We start from the raw sequence: 25,167 nt of genomic DNA, 5'->3' as shown, positions 1-25,167 counted from the left end.
GAAATTCACCGCTCTCCGGACGGGCGCTTCTTGACGCGCCGTCGCATCGACTTCCATCTCACCCCGGCCCGCTTGCCCCAGCCGGGGCGGCGCATGGCCAGGGCCGCTTTCGCGGCGGGTTCCTGTCGCGCGAAGGCGATGAGGAGCCCGACGGCGAACATGGTCGGCAGCAGGGCCGACCCACCGTAGGAGAACAACGGGAGCGGGACACCGGCGATCGGCAGCAGACCGAGCACCGCACCGATGTTGATCACGGCCTGAGCCGTGATCCAGGTGGTCACACCTCCCGCGGCGAACCTCACGAAGGGGTCCTCCGTGCCTCCGGCCACGCGGATACCCGCATAGCCTAGGGCCGCGAACAGGGCGAGTACCGACAGCGTCCCCGCGAGACCCAGTTCCTCACCGGTGACCGCGAAGATGAAGTCGGTGTGCGCCTCGGGCAGTTGGCCCCATTTCTCGACGCTCGCACCGAGTCCGGAACCGAACCATCCACCCGACGCCAGAGCATAGATTCCGTGCGCCGCCTGCAGGCAGGGGGCTCCCTCGCCGCCGGGGTCGGAGGCCCCGATGCACTGGAACCGGTCCATGCGGTGCGGGCTCGTCTTGATGAGCAGCGCGCCGAGGGCGCCGGCCACCGCGAGCACCCCGACGAAGAGCCGGGTGGGCGCTCCGGCGGTCCACAGCAGGCCGAAGAGGATCGCGGTGAGGATGATCGCGGTGCCCATGTCGCCGCCGAGCATGATCAGTCCGAGCAGCATGAAGGCGCCCGGGACCAGCGGCACCAGCATGTGCTTCCACTGCGTGAGCAGCCGCATGTCGTTCTTGCGGGCGAGCAGGTCCGCGCCCCAGAGGATCAGCCCCAGTTTGCCGAACTCGCTGGGCTGGAGCATGAACGGGCCGCCCAGCGAGATCCAGTTCTGGTTGCCGCCGACGGAGTGCCCTATCCCCGGGATCTGCACGAGGACCATCAGGAAGACCGCGCCGACCAGGATGGGGTAGGCGAGGGCCCGGTGGAGCTTCACGGGCATCCGTGAGGCGACCAGGAGCAGTCCGGTGCCCAGGAGCGCGGCGAAGAACTGCTTCCGGAAGAAGTAGGAGGGCACCAGCTCGTAGCGGAGTGCCGTGATCATCGAGGCGGAGTAGACCATCACGAGGCCGAGCGCGGTGATGAGCATGCCGGCGCCGATGATCACGTAGTACGCCGTGAGAGGCCGGTCCCAGGCCTTCCGTGCCCGCTCGTGGAGCCGTCTCAGGCCCCCGCCGCGGGGTCGCCGCGGGGACGCGGGGGCCCGCCCTCCGCCGCGTACGGCGGAGGGTCCGCGTGTCCCTGCGATCTTGCTCGGCATGGTCGCTGCCCCCTCCGGTCGTGCCCGGTCCTGCCGGACCCTCCCACGGGTCGGGTCAGGCGTCCCCGGTGGCGGCGAGGGCGCGGACCGCGTCCGCGAAGGCCTCGCCGCGCTTGTTGTAGTTGGTGAACATGTCCATCGAGGCACAGGCCGGGGCGAGGAGCACCGTGTCCCCCGCGTGGGCGAGCCGGGTCGCCTCGCGGACCGCCTCGGACATCGCCCCAGTGTCGGTCCGGTCGAGGTCCACCACGGGTACTTCCGGGGCGTGTCGCGCCAGGGCTTCCCGGATCAGGGCCCGGTCGGCGCCGATCAGTACGGCCCCGCGCAAGCGCTTCGCCGACTTCTGGACGAGCTCGTCGAAGGTCGCACCCTTGGCGAGGCCGCCGGCGATCCAGACGATCGGGTCGTAGGCGGCCAACGAGGCTTCCGCGGCGTGGGTGTTGGTGGCCTTGGAGTCGTCGACGTACGCGACTCCCTGGACCTCCTCGACCAGTTCGATGCGGTGCGGGTCGGGCCGGAAGGCCTTCAGGCCGTCGCGTACGGCCTTGGCGTCGACGCCGAAGGCGCGGGCCAGGGCGGCCGCGGCCAGGGCGTTGGCGATGTTGTGCGGGGCCGGCGGCTGGACGTCGGAGACCTCGGCGAGCTCCTGGGCGTTCTTCTGCCGGTTCTCGACGAAGGCCCGGTCGACGAGGATGCCCTCGACGACGCCGACTTCGGACGGGCCGGGGGTGCCGAGGGTGAAACCGATCGCCCGGCAGCCCTCCTCGACGTCGGCCTCGCGGACCAGGTCCTCGGTCGCCTTGTCGGCGACGTTGTAGACGCAGGCGACCTGGTTGCCCTCGTAGATCCGGCCCTTGTCGGCGGCGTACGCCTCCATGGAGCCGTGCCAGTCGAGGTGGTCGGGCGCCAGGTTGAGCACGGCGGCCGAGTGGACGCGGACGGACGGCGCCCAGTGGAGCTGGTAGCTGGAGAGTTCGACGGCGAGCACGTCGTACTCCTCCTCGCCGAGGACGGCGTCGAGGAGGGAGACGCCGATGTTGCCGACGGCGGCGGTCCGCAGTCCGGCCGCCTGCAGGATCGAGGCGAGCATCCGGACGGTCGTGGTCTTGCCGTTGGTGCCGGTGACCGCGAGCCAGGGGGCCGCGCCGGGTCCCCGGAGCCGCCAGGCGAGTTCGACGTCGCCCCAGATGTCCACGCCCGCCTCGGCGGCGGCCGCGAAGAGCGGCTTGTCGGGCCGCCAGCCGGGGGTGGTGACGATCAGCTCGGTGCCGGACGGCAGGGTGGCCCCGTCGCCGAGGCGGACGGTGATGCCCTCCGCCTCGAGTTCCGCGGCCTGGGCCCGGGAGCGCTCGTCGTCGCCGTCGTTGACGACGGTGACGAGCGCGCCGAGGCCGTGCAGGACGCGGGCGGCCGGGATGCCGGACACCCCGAGTCCCGCGACGGTGACCCTCTTGCCGTTCCAGTCGAGCTGTTCTGTCACTTGTCCGCTGCCCATCCCGCGTAGAAGAGGCCCAGGCCCACGATCACGCACATGCCCTGGATGATCCAGAACCGGACGACGACCAGGACTTCGGACCACCCCTTGAGTTCGAAGTGGTGCTGGAGTGGCGCCATCCGGAAGACGCGCTTGCCGGTCATCTTGAACGAGCCGACCTGGATGACCACGGACATCGTGATCAGGACGAACAGGCCGCCGAGCAGGGCCAGCAGGAGCTCCGTACGGGAGCAGATGGCGAGACCGGCGAGGGCGCCGCCGAGGGCGAGCGAGCCGGTGTCACCCATGAAGATCTTGGCGGGCGAGGTGTTCCACCACAGGAAGCCGAAGCAGGAGCCCATGAGCGCGGAGGCGACGACGGCGAGGTCGAGCGGGTCGCGCACCTCGAAGCAGGCGTTGGGGTTGGTCAGGGTCATGGCGTTCGCACAGGACTCCTGGAACTGCCAGAGCCCGATGAAGGTGTACGCGCCGAAGACCATCACCGAGGCGCCGGTGGCGAGGCCGTCCAGACCGTCCGTCAGGTTCACGCCGTTGGACATGGCGAGAATCATGAAGAGCGCCCAGACCACGAACAGCACGGGGCCGATGGCCCAGCCGAAGTCCGTGATGAAGGAGAGCTTCGTGGAGGCGGGCGTGAGCCCGCGCAGGTCCGCGAACTGCAGCGAGAGCACGGCGAAGGCGATGCCGACGATCAGCTGGCCGGCCATCTTCGCCTTGGCCCGCAGGCCGAGCGAACGCTGCTTGACGATCTTGATGTAGTCGTCGAGGAACCCGACGAGGCCCATGCCGGCCATCAGGAACAGCACCAGGGCGCCCGAGTACGTCGGGTCCTCACCGGTGATGACCTTGGCCAGGGCGTACGCGATGAGCGTGGCCAGGATGAAGGAGATGCCGCCCATGGTGGGCGTGCCCTTCTTCCCGGCGTGGCCGCGCGGGCCGTCGTCGCGGATGAACTGCCCGTACCCCTTGCGGGCGAGGAGTTTGATCAGCAGCGGGGTGCCGATCAGGGTCAGGAAGAGCCCGATGGCCCCCGCGAAGAGGATCTGCCTCATCGGACGGCGACCTCGCCCTCGGTGTCGAGGAGCGCCAGGGCGACCTGTTCGAGGCCGACCGACCTGGACGCCTTCACAAGGACGACGTCCCCCGGGCGCAGCTCACTGCGCAACAGGTCGACAGCCGCCTGCGCGTCGGACACGTGCACCGACTCCTCACCCCACGAACCCTCGTTATATGCGCCCAGTTGCAGCCAGGACGCTTCCCTGTCCCCGACCGCCACGAGCTTGCTGACGTTGAGCCGGACGGCGAGCCGTCCGACCGCGTCGTGCTCGACGAGCGATGCGTCACCGAGCTCGGCCATCTTGCCGAGCACCGCCCACGTACGAGCCCCTCGGGCCTGTGCGGCCCTGCCCATGGCCGCGAGCGCGCGCAGGGCGGCTCGCATGGACTCGGGGTTCGCGTTGTAGGCGTCGTTGACGATCGTCACGCCGTCCGGACGCTCGGTGACCTCCATGCGCCAGCGCGACAGGGTGCCGGCCTCGGAGAGCGCGGTGGCGATCTCTTCGACAGGCATGCCCAGCTCGTGCGCGACGGCGGCCGCTGCGAGCGCGTTCGACACGTGGTGCTCACCGTACAGGCGCAAGGTCACGTCACTGCACCCGGTGGGTGTGTGAAGCCTGAAAGAAGGCTGTCCGGACTCTGTGAGGTGGACGTTCTCGGCCCGTACGGCCGCTTCGTCCGCTTCGCCGAAGAAGGTCACGCGGGCCTTGGTGCGGCTCGCCATCGCGCGGACCAGCGGATCGTCGGCGTTGAGGACGGCGACACCGCCCTCCTCGGCCGACGGAAGCGCTTCGACGAGCTCGCCCTTGGCCACGGCGATCTGCTCCCGGCCGCCGAACTCGCCGATGTGGGCGGTGCCCACGTTGAGGACGAGGCCGATACGGGGCGGGGTGAGCCCCGTGAGGTAGCGGATGTGCCCGATGCCGCGGGCGCCCATCTCCAGGACCAGGTGCCGGGTCTCGTCGCTCGCGCGGAGCGCCGTGAGCGGCAGGCCGATCTCGTTGTTGAGCGAGCCGGGCGTCCAGACGGTGGGCGCGTGGCGGTCGAGGACCTGGGCGATCAGGTCCTTGGTGGACGTCTTGCCGGCCGAGCCGGTGAGGGCGACGACATCGGTGCCGAGCCGTTCGACGACGGCTCGGGCGAGGGCCCCGAGCGCCGCCTGGACGTCGTCGACGACGATGGCGGGGACGCCGACGGGGCGGACGGCGAGGACGGCCGTCGCACCCGCCGCGACGGCGCGTTCCGCGTAGTCGTGGCCGTCGACGTGCTCACCGGCGAAGGCCGCGAACAGGCTGCCGGCCCGCACCTCGCGGGAGTCGATGACGACGGGCCCGGTGATCCGGGTGGCCGGATCCGGTATGTCGTGCGCCTGCCCGCCGACGATTTCGGCGATCTCGGCGAGGGAGAGGGCGATCACTGCTTCATCCCTGACTGTTCTGGTGGCTGGCTGTTCCGCCCGGCGCGGAAGCCCGGGTGTGCGAGCGGTCGGCGATGGCCTCACGCAGGACCTGTCGGTCGTCGAAGGGGCGTACCACCCCGGCGATCTCCTGGCCCTGCTCGTGGCCCTTGCCCGCGACGAGGACGGTGTCGCCCGGCTGTGCGCGGGCGACGGCGGCCGCGACGGCCGCGGCGCGGTCGGCGAGGACGAGCACCTCGCCGCGGTCCTCCGCGGGCACCTCGGCGGCGCCCGCGAGCATGGCGGCGAGGATCTTGAGCGGGTCCTCGGAGCGGGGGTTGTCGGAGGTCAGGACGGCGGTGTCGGCGAGCCGGGCCGCGGCGGCGCCCATCGGGCCGCGCTTGGTGGTGTCCCGGTCCCCGCCGCAGCCGATGACCACGTGGAGCTTGCCCTCGGTGACCTCGCGCAGGGAGCGCAGGACCGATTCGACGGCGTCCGTCTTGTGCGCGTAGTCGACGACGGCGAGGTACGGCTGGCCCGCGTCGACCCGCTCCAGACGGCCCGGTACGCCGGGGACGGCGGCGACGCCCTCGGCGGCGCTCTTCGAGTCGATGCCCGCGGAGGCGAGGGTGGCGATCGCGGCGAGGGTGTTGGCGACGTTGAACGGGCCGGGCAGCGGGGCCGTGGCGGAGATCCGCTCCCCCGCGGGTCCGACGGCGGTGAACGTCGAGTCGTGGGAGCCGAGGACGAGGTCCTCGGCGCGCCAGTCGGCGTCGGCGCGGCCCTCGGCGGAGAAGGTGACGACCGGGACGGTCGCCTCGCCGGCCAGCCTGCGGCCGTAGGCGTCGTCGAGGTTGACCACACCGAGGCGGCTGCGCTCGGGCGTGAACAGCCCGGCCTTCGCCCGGTAGTAGTCGTCCATGTCGGAGTGGAACTCCATGTGCTCGGGGCTGAGGTTGTTGAAGACGGCGACGTCGAAGACGCAGCCGTCGACCCGGCCGAGCACGAGGGCGTGGCTGGAGACCTCCATGGCGACCGCGTCGACGCCCCGCTCGCGCATGACGGCGAAGAGCGCCTGGAGGTCGGTGGCCTCCGGGGTGGTGCGCTCCGACTTGATGCGTTCGTCGCCGATCCGCATCTCGACGGTGCCGACGAGCCCGGTGTGGTGTCCGGAGCCGCGCAGGCCGCCCTCGACGAGGTAGGCGGTGGTGGTCTTGCCGGAGGTGCCGGTGATGCCGATCTGGAGGAGGTCGGCGCCGGGCCGCCCGTAGATCGCGGCGGCGAGTTCGCCCATCCGGCCGCGCGGGTTCTCGACGACCAGGACCGGCAGACCGGTGGCGGCGGCGCGCTCGGCGCCGGTCGGGTCGGTGAGGATCGCGGCGGCGCCGAGTCCGGCGGCCTGGGCGACGTAGTCGGCGCCGTGGGCGCGGGCGCCGGGCAGGGCCGCGTACACGTCGCCGGGTCGCACGGCCCGGGAGTCGTGGGTGATGCCCGAGATCTCGGCGGTTCCGGGGGCGTCGACCCCCAGTTGCGCGGCCAGGTCGCCCAGGGGTGTCGGGCGGGCCTGCTCCGGCCGGGGCGGGGCGGTTCGGTACTGATCAGCGTGTGGCACGGCGGTGAGCGTACCGGGCGCACCCTGCAGGGGGCCAAAAGAGCCCGGGGCCTCGCCGGAGTTCGATTTCCGGTTCCCGGAATGGGGGGTGATCGTTGTCACTGGTGCTCCCGGAGGGTCACGGGGTGGGGTCGAAGACGACCGGCAGTCGGGCGGGCTCGCTGCCCGTGGGGGCGACGTGGAGGGTCTTGAGGGCGAACTCCATGACCTTCTTGTAGATGGGGCCGCAGATCTGGCCGCCGAAGTAGCTGCCCTTGGTGGGGTTCTGGATGGCGCAGTAGACGGTGATCTGCGGGTCGTCGGAGGGGGCGAAACCGGCGAAGGAGGCGGTGTAGCCCTTGTAGCGGCCGAGCTCGGGGTCGACGCGGTTGGCGGTGCCGGTCTTGCCGGCGACGCGGTAGCCGGGGATGGCGGCCTTGTTGCCGGTGCCCTCCCGGTCGTCGACGACGGACTCCAGCATCTGGGCGAGGGTCTTGGCGGTGTTCTCGCTGACGACCCGGGACTCCTCGGGCTTGGGCGACGGGGTGAAGCGTCCGTCGGGTCCCTTGGTGCCGCGGACGAGGGTCGGCTCGACCCGTACGCCTCCGTTGGCGATGGTCGAGTACACGGAGGCGGCCTGCATGGCGTTCACGGAGAGGCCCTGGCCGAAGGGGATCGTGTACTGCTGCGAGGTGGACCAGTCCTGCGGCTTGGCCAGGATGCCGGCGGTCTCGCCCGGGTAGTCGAGGCCGGTGGGGCTGCCGATGCCGAACTTGCGCAGGTAGGTGTGGAGGACCTTGTTCGACTCGGCCTGGGTGGCGCCCAGCTGGCCGGTGGCGAGGATGGTGCCGATGTTGCTGGACTTGGCGAGGACGCCGTTGAGCGTCAGGTACCAGGTCGGGTGGTCGATGTCGTCCTTGAAGAGCCGGTCGCCGCGGTGGAGCCGGTTGGGGACGGTGACATGGGTGCCGGGGGCCGCCTTGCCCTCCTCCAGGACTGCGGCCATGGACATGACCTTGCTGGTGGAGCCGGGCTCGTAGGCGTCCTGGAGGGCCGCGTTGCCCATGGAGGCGGCGTTGGCGGCGGAGAGGTCGTTGGGGTCGAAGCCGGGGGCGTTGGCCATCGCGAGGACCTCACCGGTCCTCGTGTTCTGCACGACGACATAGCCCCGGTCGGCCTTGGACTTCGCCACCTGCTCGGTGATGGCCTGCTGGGCGGCCCACTGGATGTCCCGGTCGATGGTCAGCTCGATGTCGGAGCCGGGGACGGCGGGCGTGCCCTGGGAGCCCGCGGTGGGCACCTGGCGGCCGCCGGACTGGGTGAAGCGGATCTTGCCGTCCTTGCCGGCGAGCTCCGGGTCGAGCATCGACTCCACGCCGCCGGCGCCCTTGCCCTCGGCGTTGACGTAGCCCAGTATCCCGGCGGCGAGTTCGCCGTTCGGGTACACGCGCTTGGTGCTGGGCTCGCTGAGGATGCCGCCGAGGAGGTTGGCCCCGTTGCCGCCGGCGGAGCGCTGGGCCTTCTGCCCGTAGACGCGCCGCAGGTCCTTGATCTGGTTCCAGACCTGCGGGGTCTGCTTGCGGGCGAGCAGCGTGTACCGGGACTTGGGGGTACGGAGCTTCTTCGCGAGCTCCGCGGGCTCCTTGCCCAGGAGGGGGGCGAGGAGGGCGGCGGCCTGCTCGGGCGCGTCCGGGACCTTGGACACCTCGGGCGTGAAGAGCTGCGGGTCGGCGGTGATGTCGTACGCGTCGACGCTGGCGGCGAGCGCGATGCCGTTGCGGTCGGTGATCTCGCCGCGCTCGGCGGAGAGCGTGTACTCCTGGAAGCGGTACTTGTCGGCCTTGGCCGCGTACGCGCTGGCGTCGACGGCCTGGACCTGGAGCAGCCGCACCACGAAGGCCGTCATGACCAGGGTCAGACCGAGGGAGACCAGCCGCAGCCGGGGCCGGGGGCTGCCGAGCCGGATGGTGCGCGGCCGGCGGGCCGGGGGCCGCGGTGGGGTCCGCTTCGCGGCCGGGCGCGGGGCGGGGCGGGAGGTGCGGGCCCCGGCGGAGGCGGGCCGGGGGCGCGCGGGCCGGGCGGGTCCGGGGACACGGCGGCGCGGGGGCTCCTTGGGGGGCACTGTGCGGGTCACCTGCCGGAGTTCGTCGGGTCGGGTGGCGATGCGGGGGCGCGTGCGGGCGCCGTCTGCGCGGGACCGGTGGCGCCCGCGGCGGTCGCCCCCGGCTTCGGGGAGCCGGCGGTGGGCGGCGTGGGCCTCTCGCCCGGGGCCGGCTTCCGGCTCGGCGTCGGGGTGGGTGTCGGCGCGGCGGCCTCCAAGGGCTCGCCGAGCACCTTGCCGTCCGGGCCCAGGAAGGCCGGGCTGCCGCCCGGGACCATGCCGAGTTCGCGGGCCCGCCGCTCCAGGGCGTCGGGGGCCGCGTAGTCGTCGACGTCACGCTGGAGCGCCTGCTCCTCGTCGGTGAGCTCGGTGGTCCTGTCCTTGAGCTCGTTGAGCTGGAAGGAGCCCTGGTTGAGGGCCGAGTTCAGCAGGAGCAGGCTGATCAGGCCGCCGCCGAGCAGCACGACGACCAGCAGGACGAAGGGGGTGCGGGCGGCCGAGCTGGGCCCCGACGGCATGAGCCGTCCGAGCCGCGCGGCCCTCCCTTTGAGCGGCCCCTTCGCCGTGCTCACAGGACGTCTTCCCGGATCCGCTCGGCGCCCCGGAGGCGGGCCGGGGCGGCGCGCCGGTTCTCGGCGACCTCCTCCTCGGTGGGCAGTTCGGCGCCACGGGTGAGCAGCTTCAGCCGGGGCTGGTACTTCTCGGGGACGACCGGCAGTCCGGGCGGGGCGGTGGTGGCCGCGCCGGCCGCGAAGACCTGCTTGACGATCCGGTCCTCGAGGGACTGGTACGAGAGGACGACGACGCGTCCGCCGACGCCGATGGCCTTCACGGCGGCCGGGATGGCCTTCTCGACGCTGTCGAGCTCGCGGTTGACCTCGATGCGCAGGGCCTGGAAGGTGCGCTTGGCCGGGTTGCCGCCGGTGCGCTTGGCAGCCTGCGGCAGGGAGTCGCGGATGAGCTCGACGAGCCGGGCGCTGTTGCTGAACGGCTCCTTGTCGCGCTCGCGCACGATCGCCGAGACGATCCGCTTGGCCTGCTTCTCCTCGCCGTACGCGCGGAGGATGCGGACCAGCTCGCCGGGTGCGTAGGTGTTGAGGACCTCGGCCGCGCTGATGCCGGTCGTCTGGTCCATGCGCATGTCGAGCGGGGCGTCCTGCGCGTAGGCGAAGCCGCGGTCGGCCTCGTCCAGCTGCATGGACGAGACGCCCAGGTCGAAGAGGACGCCGTCGACGGTGGGGAGGCCGAGCCGGTCGAGGACCTCGGGCAGCTCGTCGTACACGGCGTGGACGAGGGTGGCGCGGTCCCCGTACGGGGCGAGCCGCTCGCCGGAGAGCCGCAGGGCCTCCTTGTCCCGGTCGAGGGCGACGAGCCGCACCTCGGGGAACTGCTGCAGGAGTGCCTCGCTGTGACCGCCGAGGCCCAGGGTGCAGTCGACGACGACCGCGCCGGGGCGCTTCAGGGCGGGGGCCAACATGTCCAGGCACCGCTGGAGCATGACCGGGACGTGTCGGTCGTTGCTCAATGCGCCCTCTCAGATCCGGCGCGGAGGTACGGGCGAGCGGGTAAGAAGGCCGAGCCGTAGGTACCGCCGCACACACGGGGGGAGAAACCGCGGAAGTCGCTCGTTGTCTCCGTGAACTTCGCGTCACTTTAGTCCACGGGACCCGCCGGTCAATCAACCGGCTGGCGCGTCGCACGGCGCCGGAGAGCCGAGGGGACATTCCGGACGGCTCACCCGTTCGGGGCGGGGCCGTCCAGGCCTGTGGGTTAGCTCACAACAAGGCTCATTGAGGTTCTTTGTCCCCTCTCACAGCAGGCCCGTAAGGGCTGTGACCATTACCGTCGGAAGCATGTCGACCTTCGCGCACCCCTCTGCCGACGCCATACGCAACGGCGGCACGGTCACCGACCGTCTCGTCGACGCGAACGCGCGTTACGCCGCCGACTTCACCGACCCGGGCATGGACGCGCGTCCCGTGCTGCGCGTCGCCGTCGTCGCCTGTATGGACGCCCGTCTCGACCTGCACGCCGCGCTCGGCCTCGAGCTCGGCGACTGCCACACCATCCGCAACGCGGGCGGCGTGGTCACGGACGACGTGATCCGGTCGCTCACCATCAGCCAGCGCGCCCTGGGCACCCGCAGCGTGATGCTGGTGCACCACACCGGCTGCGGCCTGGAATCGCTGACCGAGGACTTCCGGCACGAGCTGGAGGACGAGGTCGGCCAGCGTCCGGCCTGGGCGGTCGAGGCCTTCCGCGACGTCGACCAGGACGTACGGCAGTCGATGCAGCGGGTGCGGACCTCCCCCTTCCTGCTGCACGCCGACGACGTCCGGGGCTTCGTCTTCGACGTGACCACCGGCCTCCTGCGGGAGATCGATCCCGCGACCGACACCCAGGCCGACCCGGCTTAAACACCCAAAGCCCGGCATTTCCCTCGCACTTGTCCACGCGCAAGTGACACGACCCGGCCATGCGAACAAGAATGCTGGGGTGCGACACCCTCCGAAGATCCCACGGGGGCAGGTGTCCGTGTTCCGGAAGGCCGAGGAGGGCCGGGTGACCACCTATGACGATCGAGCGAGCCTCACTGATCTGACCACCACTGTGGAGCGGGTGCGCAGATCGGTGGAGAGCGTGATCGAGGGCAAGCCCGAGGTCGTACGGCTTTCGCTGACCGTGCTGCTCGCCGAGGGACACCTCCTCATCGAGGATGTCCCCGGCGTCGGCAAGACCATGCTGGCCAAGACCCTGGCGCGGTCCATCGACTGCTCGGTGCGCCGTATCCAGTTCACCCCGGACCTGCTGCCCTCGGACGTCACGGGCGTGTCGATCTTCGACCAGCAGCGCCGGGACTTCGAGTTCAAGCCGGGCGCGATCTTCGCGCAGATCGTGATCGGCGACGAGATCAACCGCGCCTCGCCGAAGACCCAGTCCGCGCTCCTGGAGTCCATGGAGGAGCGCCAGGTCACCGTCGACGGCCAGACCTACGAGCTGCCCAGCCCGTTCATGGTGGTCGCCACGCAGAACCCGGTCGAGATGGAGGGCACCTACCCGCTGCCCGAAGCCCAGCGCGACCGCTTCATGGCCCGGGTCTCCATCGGCTACCCCAGCGCCGAGGCCGAGCTCCAGATGCTCGACGTGCACGGCTCGGCCTCCCCGCTGGACGACCTCCAGCCGGTCGCCCACGCGCACGACATCCTCAAGCTGATCGAGGCGGTCCGCGCGGTCCACGTCGCCGACGCCGTACGCCGGTACGCGGTCGACATCGTCTCCGCCACCCGCACCCACACCGACCTGCGGCTCGGCGCCTCCCCGCGGGCCACCCTGCACCTGCTGCGGGCCGCCAAGGCCTCCGCGGCGCTCAGCGGCCGCGAGTACGTGCTGCCCGACGACCTCCAGGCACTCGCCGCGCCCGTCCTCGCCCACCGGCTGCTGCCGACGGCGCAGGCCCAGTTGAACCGCCGCACCGCCGAGCAGGTCGTCCAGGACATCCTGCAGCGCACCCCCGTCCCGGCCGCGGCCCCGCCCGCCGGACCGCTCTACGGCCAGCAGCCCGGCGCCCGGCGGCTGTGATGACCAGCGCCGCCGTGCCGGACGGACAGCGGGGCGACGAGGACGACCGGGGTGGCCTGCGGGCCGCCCTCGGCGGTCTCACCACCCGTGGCCGTTCCTTCCTCGCCGCCGGAGTGGCCGCCGCCGCCTGCGCGTACGTCCTCGGCCAGGCCGACCTGCTGCGCGTCGGGCTGCTGCTCGCCGCGCTGCCGCTGATCTGCGTCCTCGTGCTGCACCGCACCCGCTACCGGGTCGCGGCCTCCCGCCGGCTCACCCCGCAGCGGGTGGAGGCGGGCGCCGAGGCCCGGGTCCAGCTGCGGATGGAGAACGTCTCCAAGCTCCCCACCGGGCTGCTGATGCTCCAGGACCACGTGCCGTACATGCTTGGCCCCCGCCCCCGCTTCGTCCTCGACCGGGTCGAGGCGGGCGGCCGGCGCGAGGTGTCCTACCGGGTCCGCTCCGACCTGCGCGGCCGCTTCCCGCTGGGACCGCTCCAGCTGCGGCTCAACGACCCCTTCGGGATGTGCGAGCTGACCCGTTCCTTCAGCGCGTACGACACCCTCACCGTCGTCCCGCGGACCGAGGCGCTGCCGCCGGTGAAGCTCGTCGGCGAGGCCTCGGGGTACGGAGACGGACAGCAGCGCTCGCTCGCCCTCGCCGGCGACGACGACATCATTCCGCGCGCCTACCGTCACGGTGACGACCTGCGCCGGGTGCACTGGCGCTCCACCGCGCGCTACGGCGAGCTGATGGTCCGCCGCGAGGAGCAGCCGCAGCGGGCCCGCTGCACCGTCCTCCTCGACACCCGCCGGATCGCCTACCAGGGCTCAGGGCCCGACTCGGCGTTCGAGTGGGCGGTCTCCGGCGCCGCCTCCGCGCTGGTCCACATGCTGGAGCGCGGCTACGCGGTCCGGCTCGTCACCGACACCGGCACCTCGGTTCCCGGCGAGGGCACCGAGGGCTTCGCCGGCTCGGCCCAGGACTCGGCCGAGTCCGCCGGTCTGATGATGGACACCCTCGCGGTCGTCGACCACTCCGAGGGCGGCGGTCTCTCCCGCGCCTCCGACCTGCTGCGCGGCGGCGACGAAGGACTGCTCGTCGCCTTCGTCGGCGATCTCGACGAGGAGCAGGCGGCCCTCGCCGCCCGGATGCGGAACCGCACCGGTGCGGCCGTCGCCTTCGTCCTGGACTCCGGGACCTGGCTGACCGGCGGCGCGGTCACCGGGGCCGTCGAGGACCGGGTACGGCAGCTGCGCGAGGCGGGCTGGACGGCGCTGGCCGTACCGCCCGCCGCCAAGCTCGCCGACCTGTGGCAGCAGGCGGCCGGAGTCCACGCGGAGTCCGCCGCCGACACCTACGGAGGATGGTCATGAGCGGGCGCGCACGGCTGACCCTGGCCGCCTGGGGCGCCACCCTGATGGCGTCCGGAGCACTGCTTCCCCTGGTGAAACCGGCGACCTGGATCTTCACGGCCGCCTTCGTCCTCGCCCTGGTGAGCGGGGCGGGCACACTGGCCCGCCGGGCACCGCTGGCCCGGCCGCTGACCCTGCTCGCCCAGCTCGCCGTCGCGCTCCTCGCGCTGACCGCGATCTTCGCCCGCGAGCAGGCGATCCTCTGGTTCCTGCCCGGCCCGCAGGCCGTCACGCACGCCGCCGACCTGTTCGCGGCGGGCGCCGAGGACGTCGGCCGGTACGCGATCCCCGCGCCGGACACCGAGGGCATCCGGCTCATGCTGGTCGGCGGCGTGGTCACCATCGGCCTCATGGTGGACACCCTCGCGGTCACCTTCCGCAAGGCGGCCCCGGCCGGTCTTCCGCTGCTCGCCCTGTACTCGGTGGCGGCCGGTCTCTCCGGCGGCGGCGCCGGCTGGCTCTGGTTCCTCCTCGCCGCCTCCGGCTATCTGCTGCTCCTCCTCGCCGAGGGCCGCGACCGCCTCTCGCAGTGGGGACGGGTCTTCGGCGGCGCCCAGCGCTCCGCCCGGCCCGGCTCGTCCGTCGCGGGCGGCGCCGGCACCACCTTCGCCCCGGCCCGCACCGGCCGCCGCATCGGAGCCGTGGCCATGGGTGTCGCCCTGGTCGTCCCGTTCGCGCTGCCCGGCTTCACCGGCGGCCTCATCGGCAACGGCAACGGCGAGGGAACCGACGGCGAGGGCCGGGGCGGCATGATCTCGGCCGTGAACCCGCTGGTCTCCCTCCAGAACAACCTCCGCCAGCCGGAGGACCGGGAGGTGCTGCGCTACCGGACCAACGCCCGCGACACCTCCGACCTGTACCTGCGGCTGGTCGCGCTCGACCAGTTCGACGGCACCTCGTGGAAGTCCTCGGCCCGCCCGATCGAAGCCGTGCCCAAGCAGCTGCCCTGGCCGGACGGACTCTCCCAGAGCGTCCGGATCACCGAGGTGACCAGCAACTTCGTCGCCTCCGAGGGGTACGAGCAGAAGTGGCTGCCGATGCCGTACCCGGCAGGCCGCGTCGACATCGACGGCCGCTGGCGGTACGAGCCGACCGGCCGGATGCTCGTCGGCGACGACAAGCAGACCACCAAGGGCGCCCGCTACACCGTCTCCAGCCTCGACGTACAGCCGACGTCCGAGCAGCTGGCCGCGGCCGGTGAGGCCCCGGAGAAGCTCCGCCGCGAGTACACCAAGGTCCCCGCCTCGCTGCCGGCCGATGTGAAGGCGACCGCGCTCCGGGTCACCAAGGGCGCGCGCAGCGACTACGAGCAGGCGGTGAAGCTCCAGGAATGGTTCGCCCGGGACGGCGGCTTCCGCTACGACGTGGACGTCGAGTCCGGCACCGGTGTGCAGGCGATCTCCCGGTTCCTGAAGGACAAGGAGGGCTTCTGCGTCCACTTCTCCTTCTCGATGGCGGCGATGGCCCGCTCCCTGGGCATCCCGGCCCGCGTGGCCGTGGGCTTCATGCCCGGCACGACGCAGACCGACGGCTCGGTCTCGGTCGGCATCCGGGACGCGCACGCGTGGCCCGAGCTGTACTTCGAGGGTGCGGGCTGGACGCGGTTCGAGCCGACCCCCTCGCGTGGCTCCACCCCCTCGTACACCCTGGACAACACGCCCTCGGGTGCGGCCACCGGCCCCGCCCAGCCGGAACAGAGCGCCTCGGCGCAGCCGTCCGCCGCGCCCAGCGCCTCGGAGGGCTGCACGCCTCAGGAGCGTCGGCTCGGCGACTGCGGCCCGGAGGAGGCGGCGGCCGGCGCGGACACGTCCGGCGGGGGCCCCGACCCCCTCACGGTGGTCCTGATCGTCGTCGGAGTCCTGGCGGTCCTCACGATCCCCCTGCTCCCCCTCCTGTGGCGCACACGGGTACGGGCACGCCGGCTGGGTCCGGCCGGGGCGGCCGGGGCACGCGGCCCCGAGGAGACCGCGGCGCGGACGCTCGCGGTCTGGCAGGAGATCATCGACACGGCCTGGGACTACGGGGTCGCCCCGGACGAGTCGCAGACCCCGAGGCGCACGGCGGCCCGCATCGTCCGGCTGGGCGAACTGGGCGAACCGGGCGGCGAGGCCGTGCACCGGGTGGCCCGTGCGGTCGAGGAGGCGCTGTACGCGCCGAACCCGCGGCCGGTCTCGGGTCTGGCGGAGGAGGCGGCCCTGATCCGGGCGGGCTTCCACGCGGCGGCGGACCGCCGCACGCGCCTGCGCGCGCTCCTGGCGCCTCGGTCGGCCGCCCGGGTCCGATGGTCGACGGCGGCGCGCCGGGCGGAGGCGACGGCGAGGTGGTCGCTGCGGCGCGACGCACTGCTGGCCCGCGCGAAGCCCCGCCTGCGCCGCAGCTGACACCCGGGGGAGGCCCGGGCTCCGACCCGGGCCTCCACCGGACACGGCCGCGCCCCGTGCGGGGCCGCGGACCCACACGAAGCCCCGCCTGCGCCGCGCCCGTACCGCGCCGTGCCTTCGCTTCCCTCCATGGGGGCCGCGCACGGGGTGCGGAGGCCCGCGACCCGGCCCGCCGGACGCGTGGGCGCCGCCTCGGCGGAGCCGGTGGTCACGGCGAAGCCCCGTGGCGCCGGCGCTGTCGCGCGGGCCCCACGGGGCTTCGTCGGTTCGTTTCGCGGGGCCTCCGCTCAGGGGGCCGTCAGTGGCCGCCACCCTGCTGCTCGTCGCGGCGGCGCTGCCACCGCTCTTCCATCCGGTTCATCATGGAGCGTCGCTGCCGGGTCTGACGGCCACCGGCCGTCGTCCCACTCCTGGTGGCCTGCTGCTGCTCACCCGGCTTCGGCGCCTTGCGCCATCCGGTGACCGCCAGGACCGCGCAGCCCAGCATGACGAGGAATCCCACCACGCTGATCCAGATCTGCTGTGCGACCATTCCGGCCATGAGGAGCGCGATACCCACCAGGAAGCCGGCGACTGCCTGGTAGACCCGTCGCCGGGTGTACGTACGCAGTCCGCTTCCCTCGAGCGCTGTCGCGAACTTGGGATCTTCGGCGTACAGCGCTCGCTCCATCTGCTCGAGCATTCGCTGCTCGTGCTCCGAGAGCGGCACGGAGTCCTCCTAGTCGTCGGTCGCGGGGGCGACCGGTTTGCGGCCCTTTCAGGATAGGCAGGGAATCGCCCCCGTGAAACCCGCCCTCAATGCCGAATAGCCAATCCGGGCCGCCATGCGGATCGGTTGCTGAGGCGTTGATTCCCCAGGCCCTCCTCCGTCATGCCGGATGCTGTCCCCCGATCATACGGGGCAGAGCCCGTTATCGGGCGGGCTGTGGCGTACTCCATGGAGTGCCGCGTCCCGCACCGCCGAACGGGTGGCCGTCCGGCTCAGGCCCGCTTCTCGCCCAGGACGTGCAGCTGGGTGGCGATGGCGTGGAAGGAGGGCAGCTCGGCGGCGGCCGCCTCCAGCTTGAGCAGGGCCTCGGCCGCGCCGGGTTCGGTGTCGACGAGGACGCCCGGAACGAGGTCGGCGAAGACCCGGACGCCGTGGACGGCGCCGACGTCCAGACCTGCACCGTCGGCCAGTTCGGTGAGCTGCTCGGCGGTGAAGCGCCGGGGTACGGGGTCGCCCGCGCCCCAGCGGCCCGCCGGGTCGGAGAGCGCGTGCCGGGCCTCGGTGAAGTGTCCGGCGAGGGCACGGGCCAGGACCGCGCCGCCGAGTCCGGCGGCGAGCAGGCTGAGGCTGCCTGCGGGCCGGAGCGCGGCGACCGCGTTCCGTACGCCTTCGGCGGGGTCGTCGACGTACTCCAGGACCCCGTGGCAGAGCACCGCGTCGTAGCTCTCGCGTCCGACCACGTCGAAGAGGCCGCTGATGTCGCCCTGGACGCCGGTGACGAGGTCGGCGACCCCGGCCTCGGCGGCGCGGCGCTCCAGTGCGAAGAGCGCGTTGGGGCTGGGGTCGACGACGGTGACCCGGTGGCCGAGGCGGGCGACCGGGACCGCGAAGTTCCCGGAGCCGCCGCCGGTGTCGAGGACGTCGAGGCTGTCCTTCCCGGTGGCCTCGACCCGGCGGTCGAGGGCGTCCTTGAGGACGTCCCAGACGACGGCGGTACGCAGGGAGGCGCGCGACGGGCGCGAGGTCGCCTCTCGACCGAAGACAGGGGAAGGGTCCGGCACGGCTGTTGACTCCTCGGTGACGGGTACGGACGCCCCCACCCTATGGCCTGGGGGGTGCCTTGCCGATCACGCCGCGAACCCGGCCCGATCGGCGGCGCACCCCCGGACCCGCGGCGTGGTCAGCCGCCCGTCTCGTCCGCGTCCGGCTGCCGGGGCAGCACCGGCCGGAGGGCGAGCAGCCGCTCGACCAGGCGCAGGAAGTAGGCGGCGTCCCTGAGCAGGTCGTCGGCCTCGCGCCGGGTCGCGGCGCCGGCGATCCCGGCCTCGGCGCGGGCCCTGCGCTCGGCTCCGGAGGCGAAGAGGGCGCACCACTCCGTCAGCTCGGGCGCCAGCTCGGCCAGGAGTTCCCAGGCGCTCCGTATCCGCTGCCGGCGGCGGGGCCCGGTCTCGGGCCTGGCCCGTGCGGCCAGCACGGCTGCGGCGGCCCGCAGGGCGGCCAGGTGGGCCGCGGCGTAGCGCTCGTGGGGGCGGTCGAGCGCGGCGGCCTCGGCGAGTCCGGCACGCGCCTTGGCGAGGAGGTCGAGGGCGGCCGGCGGGGCGGCGGCGGCGCGCGGGACGGGGTGGATGTCGGAGGCGGGTCCCGCCTGCGCGGGGGTGGGGCGTCGGCGGGGCGCGGCTGCTGCGGAAGGGCTTGCCATGACGAGTCCTCCTGTCGTCGCGTGACGGCTTCGTGGCCGTATGTGTCCATCGTGCCCGCCCCCACTGACAATCACGCTGACCTGGGCTTTTGCTGGAGAACCCCACTCGGGGGTAACTTTTGCACTGACCAGTCAGTTCAAAAAGGGGAATCGGGGGGTGGGCCCGTGGGAGCGGAAGCCGAGGAGCGGCCGCACGGAGCCGCCGTCGTCGCGGACGGATTCGGCCTGAAGGGGCCGCGCGGCTGGGCGTTCCGGGAGGTCTCCTTCCGGGCCGGGCCGGGCACGCTGGTGGCGATCGAGGGGCCCTCGGGCTCGGGCCGCACCTGCCTGTTGCTCGCGCTCACCGGGCGGATGAAGGCCAAGGAGGGCACCGCCGAGGTCGGCGGCCTGCCGCTGCCCAAGAAGATGGCGGCAGTGCGCCGGATCAGCGCCCTCGGGCACGTCCCCGGCGTCAGCGAGCTCGATCCGGCCTTCACGGTGGCCGAGCACCTGGGCGAGCGGGCCCTGCTCCAGCGCCGTTTCGACGGCTCCGTCCGGACGCTCCTGCGCCGGCCGTCCGAGCGGCGCGCGGCGGCCCGGGCCCGGATCGACGAGGCGGTGACGGCCGCCGGGCTCGACCTGGCCTCCCTCCCTAAGGGCGACCGGACCTCCGTACGCGATCTGGAGCGGCTCGAGGCACTGCGGCTCTCGATCGCCCTGGCCCTGATGGGCAGGCCGCGACTGCTCGCCGTGGACGACACGGACCTGAAGCTCTCGGACGCCGACCGGGCCGAAGCCTGGGCGCTGCTGCGTTCGGTGGCCGACGCGGGGACCACCGTCCTGGCGGTCTGCAGCGAGGCCCCCGCGGGTGCCCTGCGGATCACCACGCTCGACGCCGCCACCGACGTGGAGGCCTCCGAGGCCTCCGAGGCAGACACCGCCGAGGCCCGGGCAGACACCGCCGGCGCCGAGGCAGACACCGCCGACACCGCCGTCGAGACGCACGAGGCCCCCGTGTCCGGCAAGCCCGGCAAGCCCGGCACGGCCGACGCGCCCGACGAGGCCGACGAGGCCGGCAAAGCCGCCGACGGGGCCGACGGGGCCGACGGCGATCTCACCGAAGACACGACCGAGGAGGGGGCGGCCGATGCGCTCGCCGAAACTGGCCGCGCTTGAGCTGAAGCGCTTCGGCAGGGGAAAGCTGCCGCGCGCCGCGCTCGTCGCGATCCTGCTGCTGCCGCTGCTGTACGGCGCCCTGTACCTGTACTCGTTCTGGGATCCGTACAGCAGGCTCGACAAGATCCCCGTCGCCCTCGTCAACGAGGACCGGGGCGCCACCGCCGACGGCAAGAAGATCAACGCCGGTGACGACATCACCAAGGGACTGCTGGACAGCAACACCTTCGCCTGGCACCGGGTGAGCGACGCCGAGGCGCGCAAGGGCGTCGAGGACGGCACGTACTACCTGTCCCTGACCATGCCCGGCGACTTCAGCTCGCGCATCGCCTCCAGCTCGGGCGACTCCCCCGAGACCGGCGCCCTGCGGGTGCGGACGAACGACGCCAACAACTACATCGTCGGCCAGATCTCCCGGACGGTGTTCTCCGAGGTCCGCACCGCGGCCTCCACCAAGTCGTCCCGCACCTTCCTCGACAAGATCTTCATCTCCTTCTCCGACATCCACGACGCCACCGCGAAGGCGGCCAAGGGCGCGGGCGACCTCAAGCAGGGCGTGGACAAGGCGAAGAAGGGCTCGAAGGACCTGGCGAACGGCCTCAAGGACGCCAAGACCGGCAGCGGCGACCTGGCCGCCGGCCTGAAGAAGCTCGACAAGGGCGCCAAGGACCTGGAGAGCGGCTCCCGCAAGGTCGCGAACGGCACGCAGCGGCTCGCCGACAAGGTGAACGGCACCGCCGACAGGGTCCGCCCCTATCTGGCGAACAACGGCAGGTCGATCCGCGACACCGCCCGGCTCGTCTCGGACTCCGCCACCGCCGTCCGTCACAACCTCGACGACCTGGTGAAGCGCGCCCCGGTGATCCGCGGCGCGGCGCACGTGGCCGACGACGAGCTGGCCAAGGCCCACCGGGAGGAGTGCGTGGCGAAGCCGGAGGCCGCCGCCGCGTTCCCCACCGTCTGCGCCAAGCTCAAGGAGGCCTCGGTCACCGCCGGCGACGTCGCCACGATCGCGGACGACGTCCACGAGCTGACCAAGGGCGGCAAGAGCGACCTCAAGACCCTCGACGCACGGCTCGTGAAGCTCACGACGCAGGCCGACGAGCTGGCCCGCCGCGCCCCGCGCCTCGACGAGGACGTCGAGGACGCCATCCGGAAGATCAACGAACTCAACGCGGGCGCGAAGAAGGTCGCCGCCGGCGCGGAGAAGCTGCACACCGGCATCAGCGGCGCCAGGACCGGCTCCGTGAACCTCGACACCGGCGTCGGCAAGCTCAAGAAGGGCGCGGGCGACCTCGACGGCGGTCTGTTCAAGCTGGCCGACGGCTCGGGCACCCTCGCCTCCGGCCTGAAGGACGGGGTCGACCGGATCCCCGACTACGACGAGCAGGACCGCGACCGGCGTACGGAGGTCATGGCCGATCCCGTACAGCTGGCCTCCCAGTCGCTGCACAAGGCGCCGAACTACGGCACCGGTTTCGCCCCGTACTTCATCCCGCTCTCCCTCTGGGTCGGCGCGATGGTCGCGTACATGATCATCCAGCCGCTGAACCGGCGCGCGCTGGCCGCCGGCGGCTCCGCCTGGCGGATCGCCCTCGCGGGCTGGCTCCCGGTGGCGGCGATCGGCATCCTCCAGGTCGCGGCCCTCATGTCGGTCCTGCACTGGGGCCTCGGCCTCCAGATGGCCCGCGCCGCCGGAACCGTCGGCTTCCTCGCCCTGGTCACCTGCTGCTTCTCCGCGATCATCCAGTGGCTCAACGCCCGCTTCGGCGCGGCCGGCCGCATCCTGGTCCTCGCGGTCCTGATGCTCCAGCTGACCTCGGCGGGCGGTACGTATCCCGTACAGACCAGTCCGGGCTTCTTCAACGCCGTCCACCCCTTCCTGCCGATGAGCTACGTGGTCGAGGCCCTGCGCCGGCTGATCTCGGGCGGCGGGATCGGACCCGTCTGGCAGGCCTGCGCGGTGCTCGCCGCGTTCACCCTGGGCGCCCTGGCGCTGACCGCCGTGTCCGCCCGCAGGAAGCAGGTCTGGACGCTCGACCGGCTCCACCCCGAACTGACCCTGTGAGACGGGGCCTGTGACGCCCGCGACACCTGTGAGAATCGACCCCATGGACAGCAGCAGCACCCGACGCCAGGCCACGCGCGCGAAGCTCTACGAGGCGGCCGTCACCCTCATAGCGGAGCAGGGCTTCTCCGCGACGACGGTGGACGAGATCGCCGAGCGGGCCGGCGTGGCCAAGGGCACGGTCTACTACAACTTCAAGAGCAAGACCGAGCTCTTCGAGGAGCTGCTGCGCCACGGGGTGTCGCTGCTCACGGCCTCGCTGCGCACGGCGGCCGAGGAGACCGCCGGGCGCGGCGGGAGCAGGGTCGACGCGCTGGACGCGATGATCCGGGCGGGTCTGGTCTTCATCGACCGCTACCCGGCCTTCACCCAGCTGTACGTGGCCGAGCTCTGGCGCACCAACCGGGCGTGGAACTCCACGCTCCTGGTGGTCCGCCAGGAGGCGGTCGCGGTGGTCGAGGGGGTGCTGCGGGAGGCGGTCGCGGCCGGTGAGCTGAGCGACGAGATCGACGTCCAGCTGACGGCGGCGGCGCTGGTCGGGATGGTGCTCGTGGCGGCGCTCGACTGGCAGGCCTTCCAGAGCGAGCGTTCGCTCGACGACGTGCACGCGGCGCTCTCCCGGCTGCTGCACGGCCGGGTGGGCGGCCGCTAGGCGGTGTCCGGCCGGTCGGGGTCGTCCAGGGCCTCGCCGCGAGTCGCGCGCACGGAAAAGGCCGGTCCGTCGAGGCTCGATCCCCCCGAGCCTCGCCGAACCGGCCTTCGCCGTACATCCCCCGTGACACCCCCGTGCCCCGTTGCGGCAGGCACACGGCCCCGGTTCCGCCGCCCCGTGTCGGCGGTTCCCGGGGCCGCGCCCCTTCCGTGGACTCCACTCTTCCGTCTCGGCGTCCGGGACTCATCCGCGTACCTACTCATCTCGCCCCCTAGGTACGGATACTCAGACTGGTTACGATCGCGGGCGTGTCCGTACTCCCCCTGGTGTTCACCAGCGGCTGGGCGAGCGGGATCAACGCGTACGCGGTGGTCCTGCTGTTCGGCGTATTCGGCGCGACCGGGCTCACCGACGAGGTGCCCGAGTCCCTGCAGCGCACCGATGTCCTCGTCGTGGCCGGTGTGCTCTTCCTGTGCGAGGCGGTGGCGGACAAGATCCCGTTCGTCGACTCGATATGGGATTCCGTCCACACGGTGATCCGGCCGATCGCGGGGGCCGTGGTCGGCGCCCTGCTCGCCGGGCAGAACGGTTCGCTGCCGGAGCTGGCGGCGGGCGCGGTCGGCGGTTCGACGGCCCTGCTGAGCCACTTCGTCAAGGCCGGGACGAGGATGGCGGTCAACACCACGCCCGAGCCGTTCTCCAACGTCGCGCTGAGCCTGGCGGAGGACCTCGGGGTGGCGGCCATCGTGACCTTCGCGCTCTTCCATCCGGTGGCGGCGGCGAGCATCGCGGGCCTGCTGCTCATCGGCGGCCTGGTGATACTGGTCTTCCTCGCGCAACGGATCCGCCGCTTCCTGCGCCGCAGGTCTCAGCGGCGCGAGGAGAGACGGCTCGCCGACGCGGAGGCCCGCGCCCGCGCCCGGCCGCCGTCCGGCGACGGTTCGGAACACTTCTGAGCCCGTTCGGGACTGTCCGAGGCGCCGGATAAAGTCGCTGACATGGCACGGATTGTGGTGATCGGCGCGGGACTCGGCGCCATGGCGGCGGCGGCCCGGCTGGCCGTGGCGGGCCACCGGGTGACGGTGTACGAGCGGGGGGCGACGTACGGCGGGGCCGTCGGGCGCTTCGCGCGCGACGGGTTCGCGTTCGACACCGGCCCGGGGCTGCTGCATCTGCCCGCCGTGTACCGGGACCTGTTCGTGAAGACCGGCAAGGAACCGCTGGAGGAGTGCGTCACGCTGACGCAGGTCGACCCGGCGAGCCGTCATGTCTTCGCCGACGACACCCGCGTGGACCTGCCGAACGCCTCCCGGGCCGGCACGATCGCCGCTCTGGACACCGCGCTCGGCGCCGGCGCGGGCGAGCGCTGGGGCGACTTCCTGGTCCGGGCCCGCGAGGCCTGGGACCGCACCCGCCGTCCGCTCCTCGAGGAGCCGCAGCCCGCCGACCCGGCGCCGCTGGCCCGTGAGCCGTACCCGGCCCTGAAGGCGGGTCTGCTGCGCCGCCCGACGACGACGCTCGCGCAGGTCGGAGCGCGGGAACTGCGCGACCCCCGGCTCGCCGCCCTCCTCGACGCGTACGCGTGGTCGTACGGCTTCGACCCGGCGACCGCGCCGGCCTCGGCCGCCGTCCTGCCGTACATGGAGCAGACCTTCGGCAGCTGGTACGTGGGCGGGGGCCTGCGGGCGCTCGCCGACGCGGTGTACGAGCGCTGCCGGAAGCGGCGGGTCGAGTTCGTCTTCGACAGGCCCGTGGAGGACGTCCTGGAGAAGGACGGCCGGGCGGTCGGCGTGCGGCTGGCGGGCGGCGAGACCGTCGAGGCCGACCATGTCGTCTCGGGGGCCCCGGTGCCCGCGCTCCACCGCGATCACGTCGTCGATTGGGACCGCGGCGACGACCTTCCGCGCCACCAGGCCACCGGAACCGGCCGGGTGACGGTCTGTCTGGCCCTGCGCGGTCCCCGGGAGGCGGAGGCGGTCCACCGCACCGTCGTCCACGCGGCGGGCGAGCGGCCGACGGTGACCGTGCTGCGTCCCGACGACCCGGCGCTGCGCCCGGACGCGGACCACGAGTCGGTGACGGTCACGGCGACCGTCCGCACGTCCCCTGAGCGGGACGCGGCCGGGTGGGAGGCCTTCGCCGACCGGATGGTCGAGGCGGCCGGGCGCGCGGTGCCGGGGCTCCCGGAGCGGTCGGTGTGGCGGCACGTCCGCACCCCGGAGGACGTACGGCGGGACACGGGCGTCGCCGAGGTGCCCGGCCCCGCGCTCGCCGGGGCCGGCGGACGGCTGCTCCCGGCCGGAAACCGCTCGCCGCTGCCGGGCCTCTGGTTCGCGGGCGGCTGGTCCCACCCGGGCGGCGGGCTCGCCCACGCGGGCATGTCGGGGGCGCTGGTGGCGGGGTTCATCGTGGAGGGCGCGGAGTTCCGCGGCTCCCGGTAGACGGAGACGGACGTGGGGGGGGGGGGGGGGGGGGGGGGGGGGGGGGGGGGGGGGGGGGGGGGGGGGGGGGGGGGGGGGGGGGGGGGGGGGGGGGGGGGGGGGGGGGG

At 72.9% G+C, this 25,167-nt stretch carries 20 protein-coding genes; 9 read left to right on the top strand and 11 right to left on the bottom strand.

Going from position 1 to position 25,167, the window contains the following annotated elements; all coding sequences use genetic code 11:
- Window positions 1–5: 5 nt before the first annotated feature.
- Genes ftsW through rsmH form a run of 8 tightly spaced genes read right to left on the bottom strand, consistent with a single transcriptional unit; the run spans window position 6 to window position 10,510 of the window.
- On the bottom strand, window positions 6–1,346 hold the full coding sequence (gene ftsW, locus ACZ4XX_RS18705) for a putative lipid II flippase FtsW (RefSeq protein WP_468508956.1): 1,341 nt from the start codon (window positions 1,344–1,346) through the stop codon (window positions 6–8).
- 55 nt (window positions 1,347–1,401) lie between these two features.
- Window positions 1,402–2,841 carry a UDP-N-acetylmuramoyl-L-alanine--D-glutamate ligase gene (gene murD / locus ACZ4XX_RS18700; RefSeq protein WP_468508955.1) on the bottom strand — a complete coding sequence of 480 codons (1,440 nt, stop codon included), beginning with the start codon at window positions 2,839–2,841 and terminating at the stop codon, window positions 1,402–1,404.
- On the bottom strand, window positions 2,823–3,893 hold the full coding sequence (mraY, locus tag ACZ4XX_RS18695) for a phospho-N-acetylmuramoyl-pentapeptide-transferase (RefSeq protein WP_329277824.1): 1,071 nt from the start codon (window positions 3,891–3,893) through the stop codon (window positions 2,823–2,825). The genes murD and mraY overlap by 19 nt, the downstream gene beginning before the upstream one ends.
- A complete protein-coding gene (locus tag ACZ4XX_RS18690) occupies window positions 3,890–5,314 on the bottom strand; it encodes a UDP-N-acetylmuramoyl-tripeptide--D-alanyl-D-alanine ligase (RefSeq protein WP_468508954.1) in 1,425 nt (474 codons plus the stop codon). The genes mraY and ACZ4XX_RS18690 overlap by 4 nt, the downstream gene beginning before the upstream one ends.
- Window positions 5,315–5,318: 4 nt before the next feature.
- Complete coding sequence (locus tag ACZ4XX_RS18685) at window positions 5,319–7,007, bottom strand: UDP-N-acetylmuramoyl-L-alanyl-D-glutamate--2,6-diaminopimelate ligase (RefSeq protein WP_468508953.1); 1,689 nt, start codon at window positions 7,005–7,007, stop codon at window positions 5,319–5,321.
- 16 nt (window positions 7,008–7,023) lie between these two features.
- Window positions 7,024–9,006: a peptidoglycan D,D-transpeptidase FtsI family protein gene (locus tag ACZ4XX_RS18680; protein WP_468509034.1), complete on the bottom strand. Its 1,983-nt coding sequence runs from the start codon at window positions 9,004–9,006 to the stop codon at window positions 7,024–7,026.
- Window positions 9,007–9,014: 8 nt separating this feature from the next.
- Entirely contained in the window at window positions 9,015–9,557 is a 543-nt protein-coding gene (gene ftsL, locus ACZ4XX_RS18675) for a cell division protein FtsL (protein ID WP_468508952.1), read from the bottom strand.
- Window positions 9,554–10,510, bottom strand: coding sequence for a 16S rRNA (cytosine(1402)-N(4))-methyltransferase RsmH (gene rsmH, locus ACZ4XX_RS18670; protein ID WP_468508951.1), 957 nt, complete (start codon window positions 10,508–10,510; stop codon window positions 9,554–9,556). Before rsmH ends, ftsL begins: the two co-directional genes overlap by 4 nt.
- A gap of 265 nt (window positions 10,511–10,775) precedes the next feature.
- Between rsmH and ACZ4XX_RS18665 the strand changes: the two genes are divergently transcribed.
- From ACZ4XX_RS18665 to ACZ4XX_RS18650, 4 genes are all read left to right on the top strand, one after another.
- The gene (locus ACZ4XX_RS18665; RefSeq protein WP_468508950.1) at window positions 10,776–11,402 is read left to right on the top strand and encodes a beta-class carbonic anhydrase; all 627 of its coding nucleotides are present in this window, start codon (window positions 10,776–10,778) and stop codon (window positions 11,400–11,402) included.
- 145 nt (window positions 11,403–11,547) lie between these two features.
- On the top strand, window positions 11,548–12,564 hold the full coding sequence (locus tag ACZ4XX_RS18660; protein WP_073917360.1) for an AAA family ATPase: 1,017 nt from the start codon (window positions 11,548–11,550) through the stop codon (window positions 12,562–12,564).
- On the top strand, window positions 12,564–13,916 hold the full coding sequence (locus ACZ4XX_RS18655; RefSeq protein WP_468508949.1) for a DUF58 domain-containing protein: 1,353 nt from the start codon (window positions 12,564–12,566) through the stop codon (window positions 13,914–13,916). Before ACZ4XX_RS18660 ends, ACZ4XX_RS18655 begins: the two co-directional genes overlap by 1 nt.
- A complete protein-coding gene (locus ACZ4XX_RS18650; protein ID WP_468508948.1) occupies window positions 13,913–16,336 on the top strand; it encodes a transglutaminase TgpA family protein in 2,424 nt (807 codons plus the stop codon). The genes ACZ4XX_RS18655 and ACZ4XX_RS18650 overlap by 4 nt, the downstream gene beginning before the upstream one ends.
- 298 nt (window positions 16,337–16,634) lie before the next feature.
- Here ACZ4XX_RS18650 and ACZ4XX_RS18645 read toward each other — a convergent pair whose 3' ends face one another.
- From ACZ4XX_RS18645 to ACZ4XX_RS18635, 3 genes are all read right to left on the bottom strand, one after another.
- Window positions 16,635–17,045 (bottom strand): DUF3040 domain-containing protein, encoded by a 411-nt coding sequence (locus tag ACZ4XX_RS18645; protein WP_266890881.1) that lies wholly within the window; start codon window positions 17,043–17,045, stop codon window positions 16,635–16,637.
- Between the two features lie 272 nt (window positions 17,046–17,317).
- Window positions 17,318–18,106, bottom strand: a complete 789-nt coding sequence (locus ACZ4XX_RS18640) for a class I SAM-dependent methyltransferase (RefSeq protein ID WP_037637496.1) — start codon at window positions 18,104–18,106, stop codon at window positions 17,318–17,320.
- A gap of 119 nt (window positions 18,107–18,225) precedes the next feature.
- Entirely contained in the window at window positions 18,226–18,744 is a 519-nt protein-coding gene (locus tag ACZ4XX_RS18635; RefSeq protein ID WP_468508947.1) for an SAV_6107 family HEPN domain-containing protein, read from the bottom strand.
- 165 nt (window positions 18,745–18,909) lie between these two features.
- Here ACZ4XX_RS18635 and ACZ4XX_RS18630 point away from each other — a divergent pair, with 165 nt between their 5' ends.
- From ACZ4XX_RS18630 to ACZ4XX_RS18610, 5 genes are all read left to right on the top strand, one after another.
- A complete protein-coding gene (locus ACZ4XX_RS18630) occupies window positions 18,910–19,899 on the top strand; it encodes an ATP-binding cassette domain-containing protein (protein WP_468508946.1) in 990 nt (329 codons plus the stop codon).
- Window positions 19,871–21,967, top strand: coding sequence for a YhgE/Pip family protein (locus ACZ4XX_RS18625; protein WP_468508945.1), 2,097 nt, complete (start codon window positions 19,871–19,873; stop codon window positions 21,965–21,967). The genes ACZ4XX_RS18630 and ACZ4XX_RS18625 overlap by 29 nt, the downstream gene beginning before the upstream one ends.
- Before the next feature lie 43 nt (window positions 21,968–22,010).
- Complete coding sequence (locus ACZ4XX_RS18620; protein ID WP_055604150.1) at window positions 22,011–22,619, top strand: TetR/AcrR family transcriptional regulator; 609 nt, start codon at window positions 22,011–22,013, stop codon at window positions 22,617–22,619.
- Window positions 22,620–22,927: 308 nt separating this feature from the next.
- Entirely contained in the window at window positions 22,928–23,575 is a 648-nt protein-coding gene (locus ACZ4XX_RS18615; RefSeq protein WP_468508944.1) for a DUF4126 domain-containing protein, read from the top strand.
- A 42-nt stretch (window positions 23,576–23,617) separates the two neighbouring features.
- The gene (locus ACZ4XX_RS18610) at window positions 23,618–25,060 is read left to right on the top strand and encodes a phytoene desaturase family protein (RefSeq protein ID WP_468508943.1); all 1,443 of its coding nucleotides are present in this window, start codon (window positions 23,618–23,620) and stop codon (window positions 25,058–25,060) included.
- Window positions 25,061–25,167 lie beyond the last annotated feature (107 nt).

The organism is Streptomyces sp. NPDC029956 (assembly GCF_055574655.1).
The sequence above is the reverse complement of the archived record's forward strand: the minus strand, read 5'-3'. Positions and strand labels throughout refer to the sequence as shown.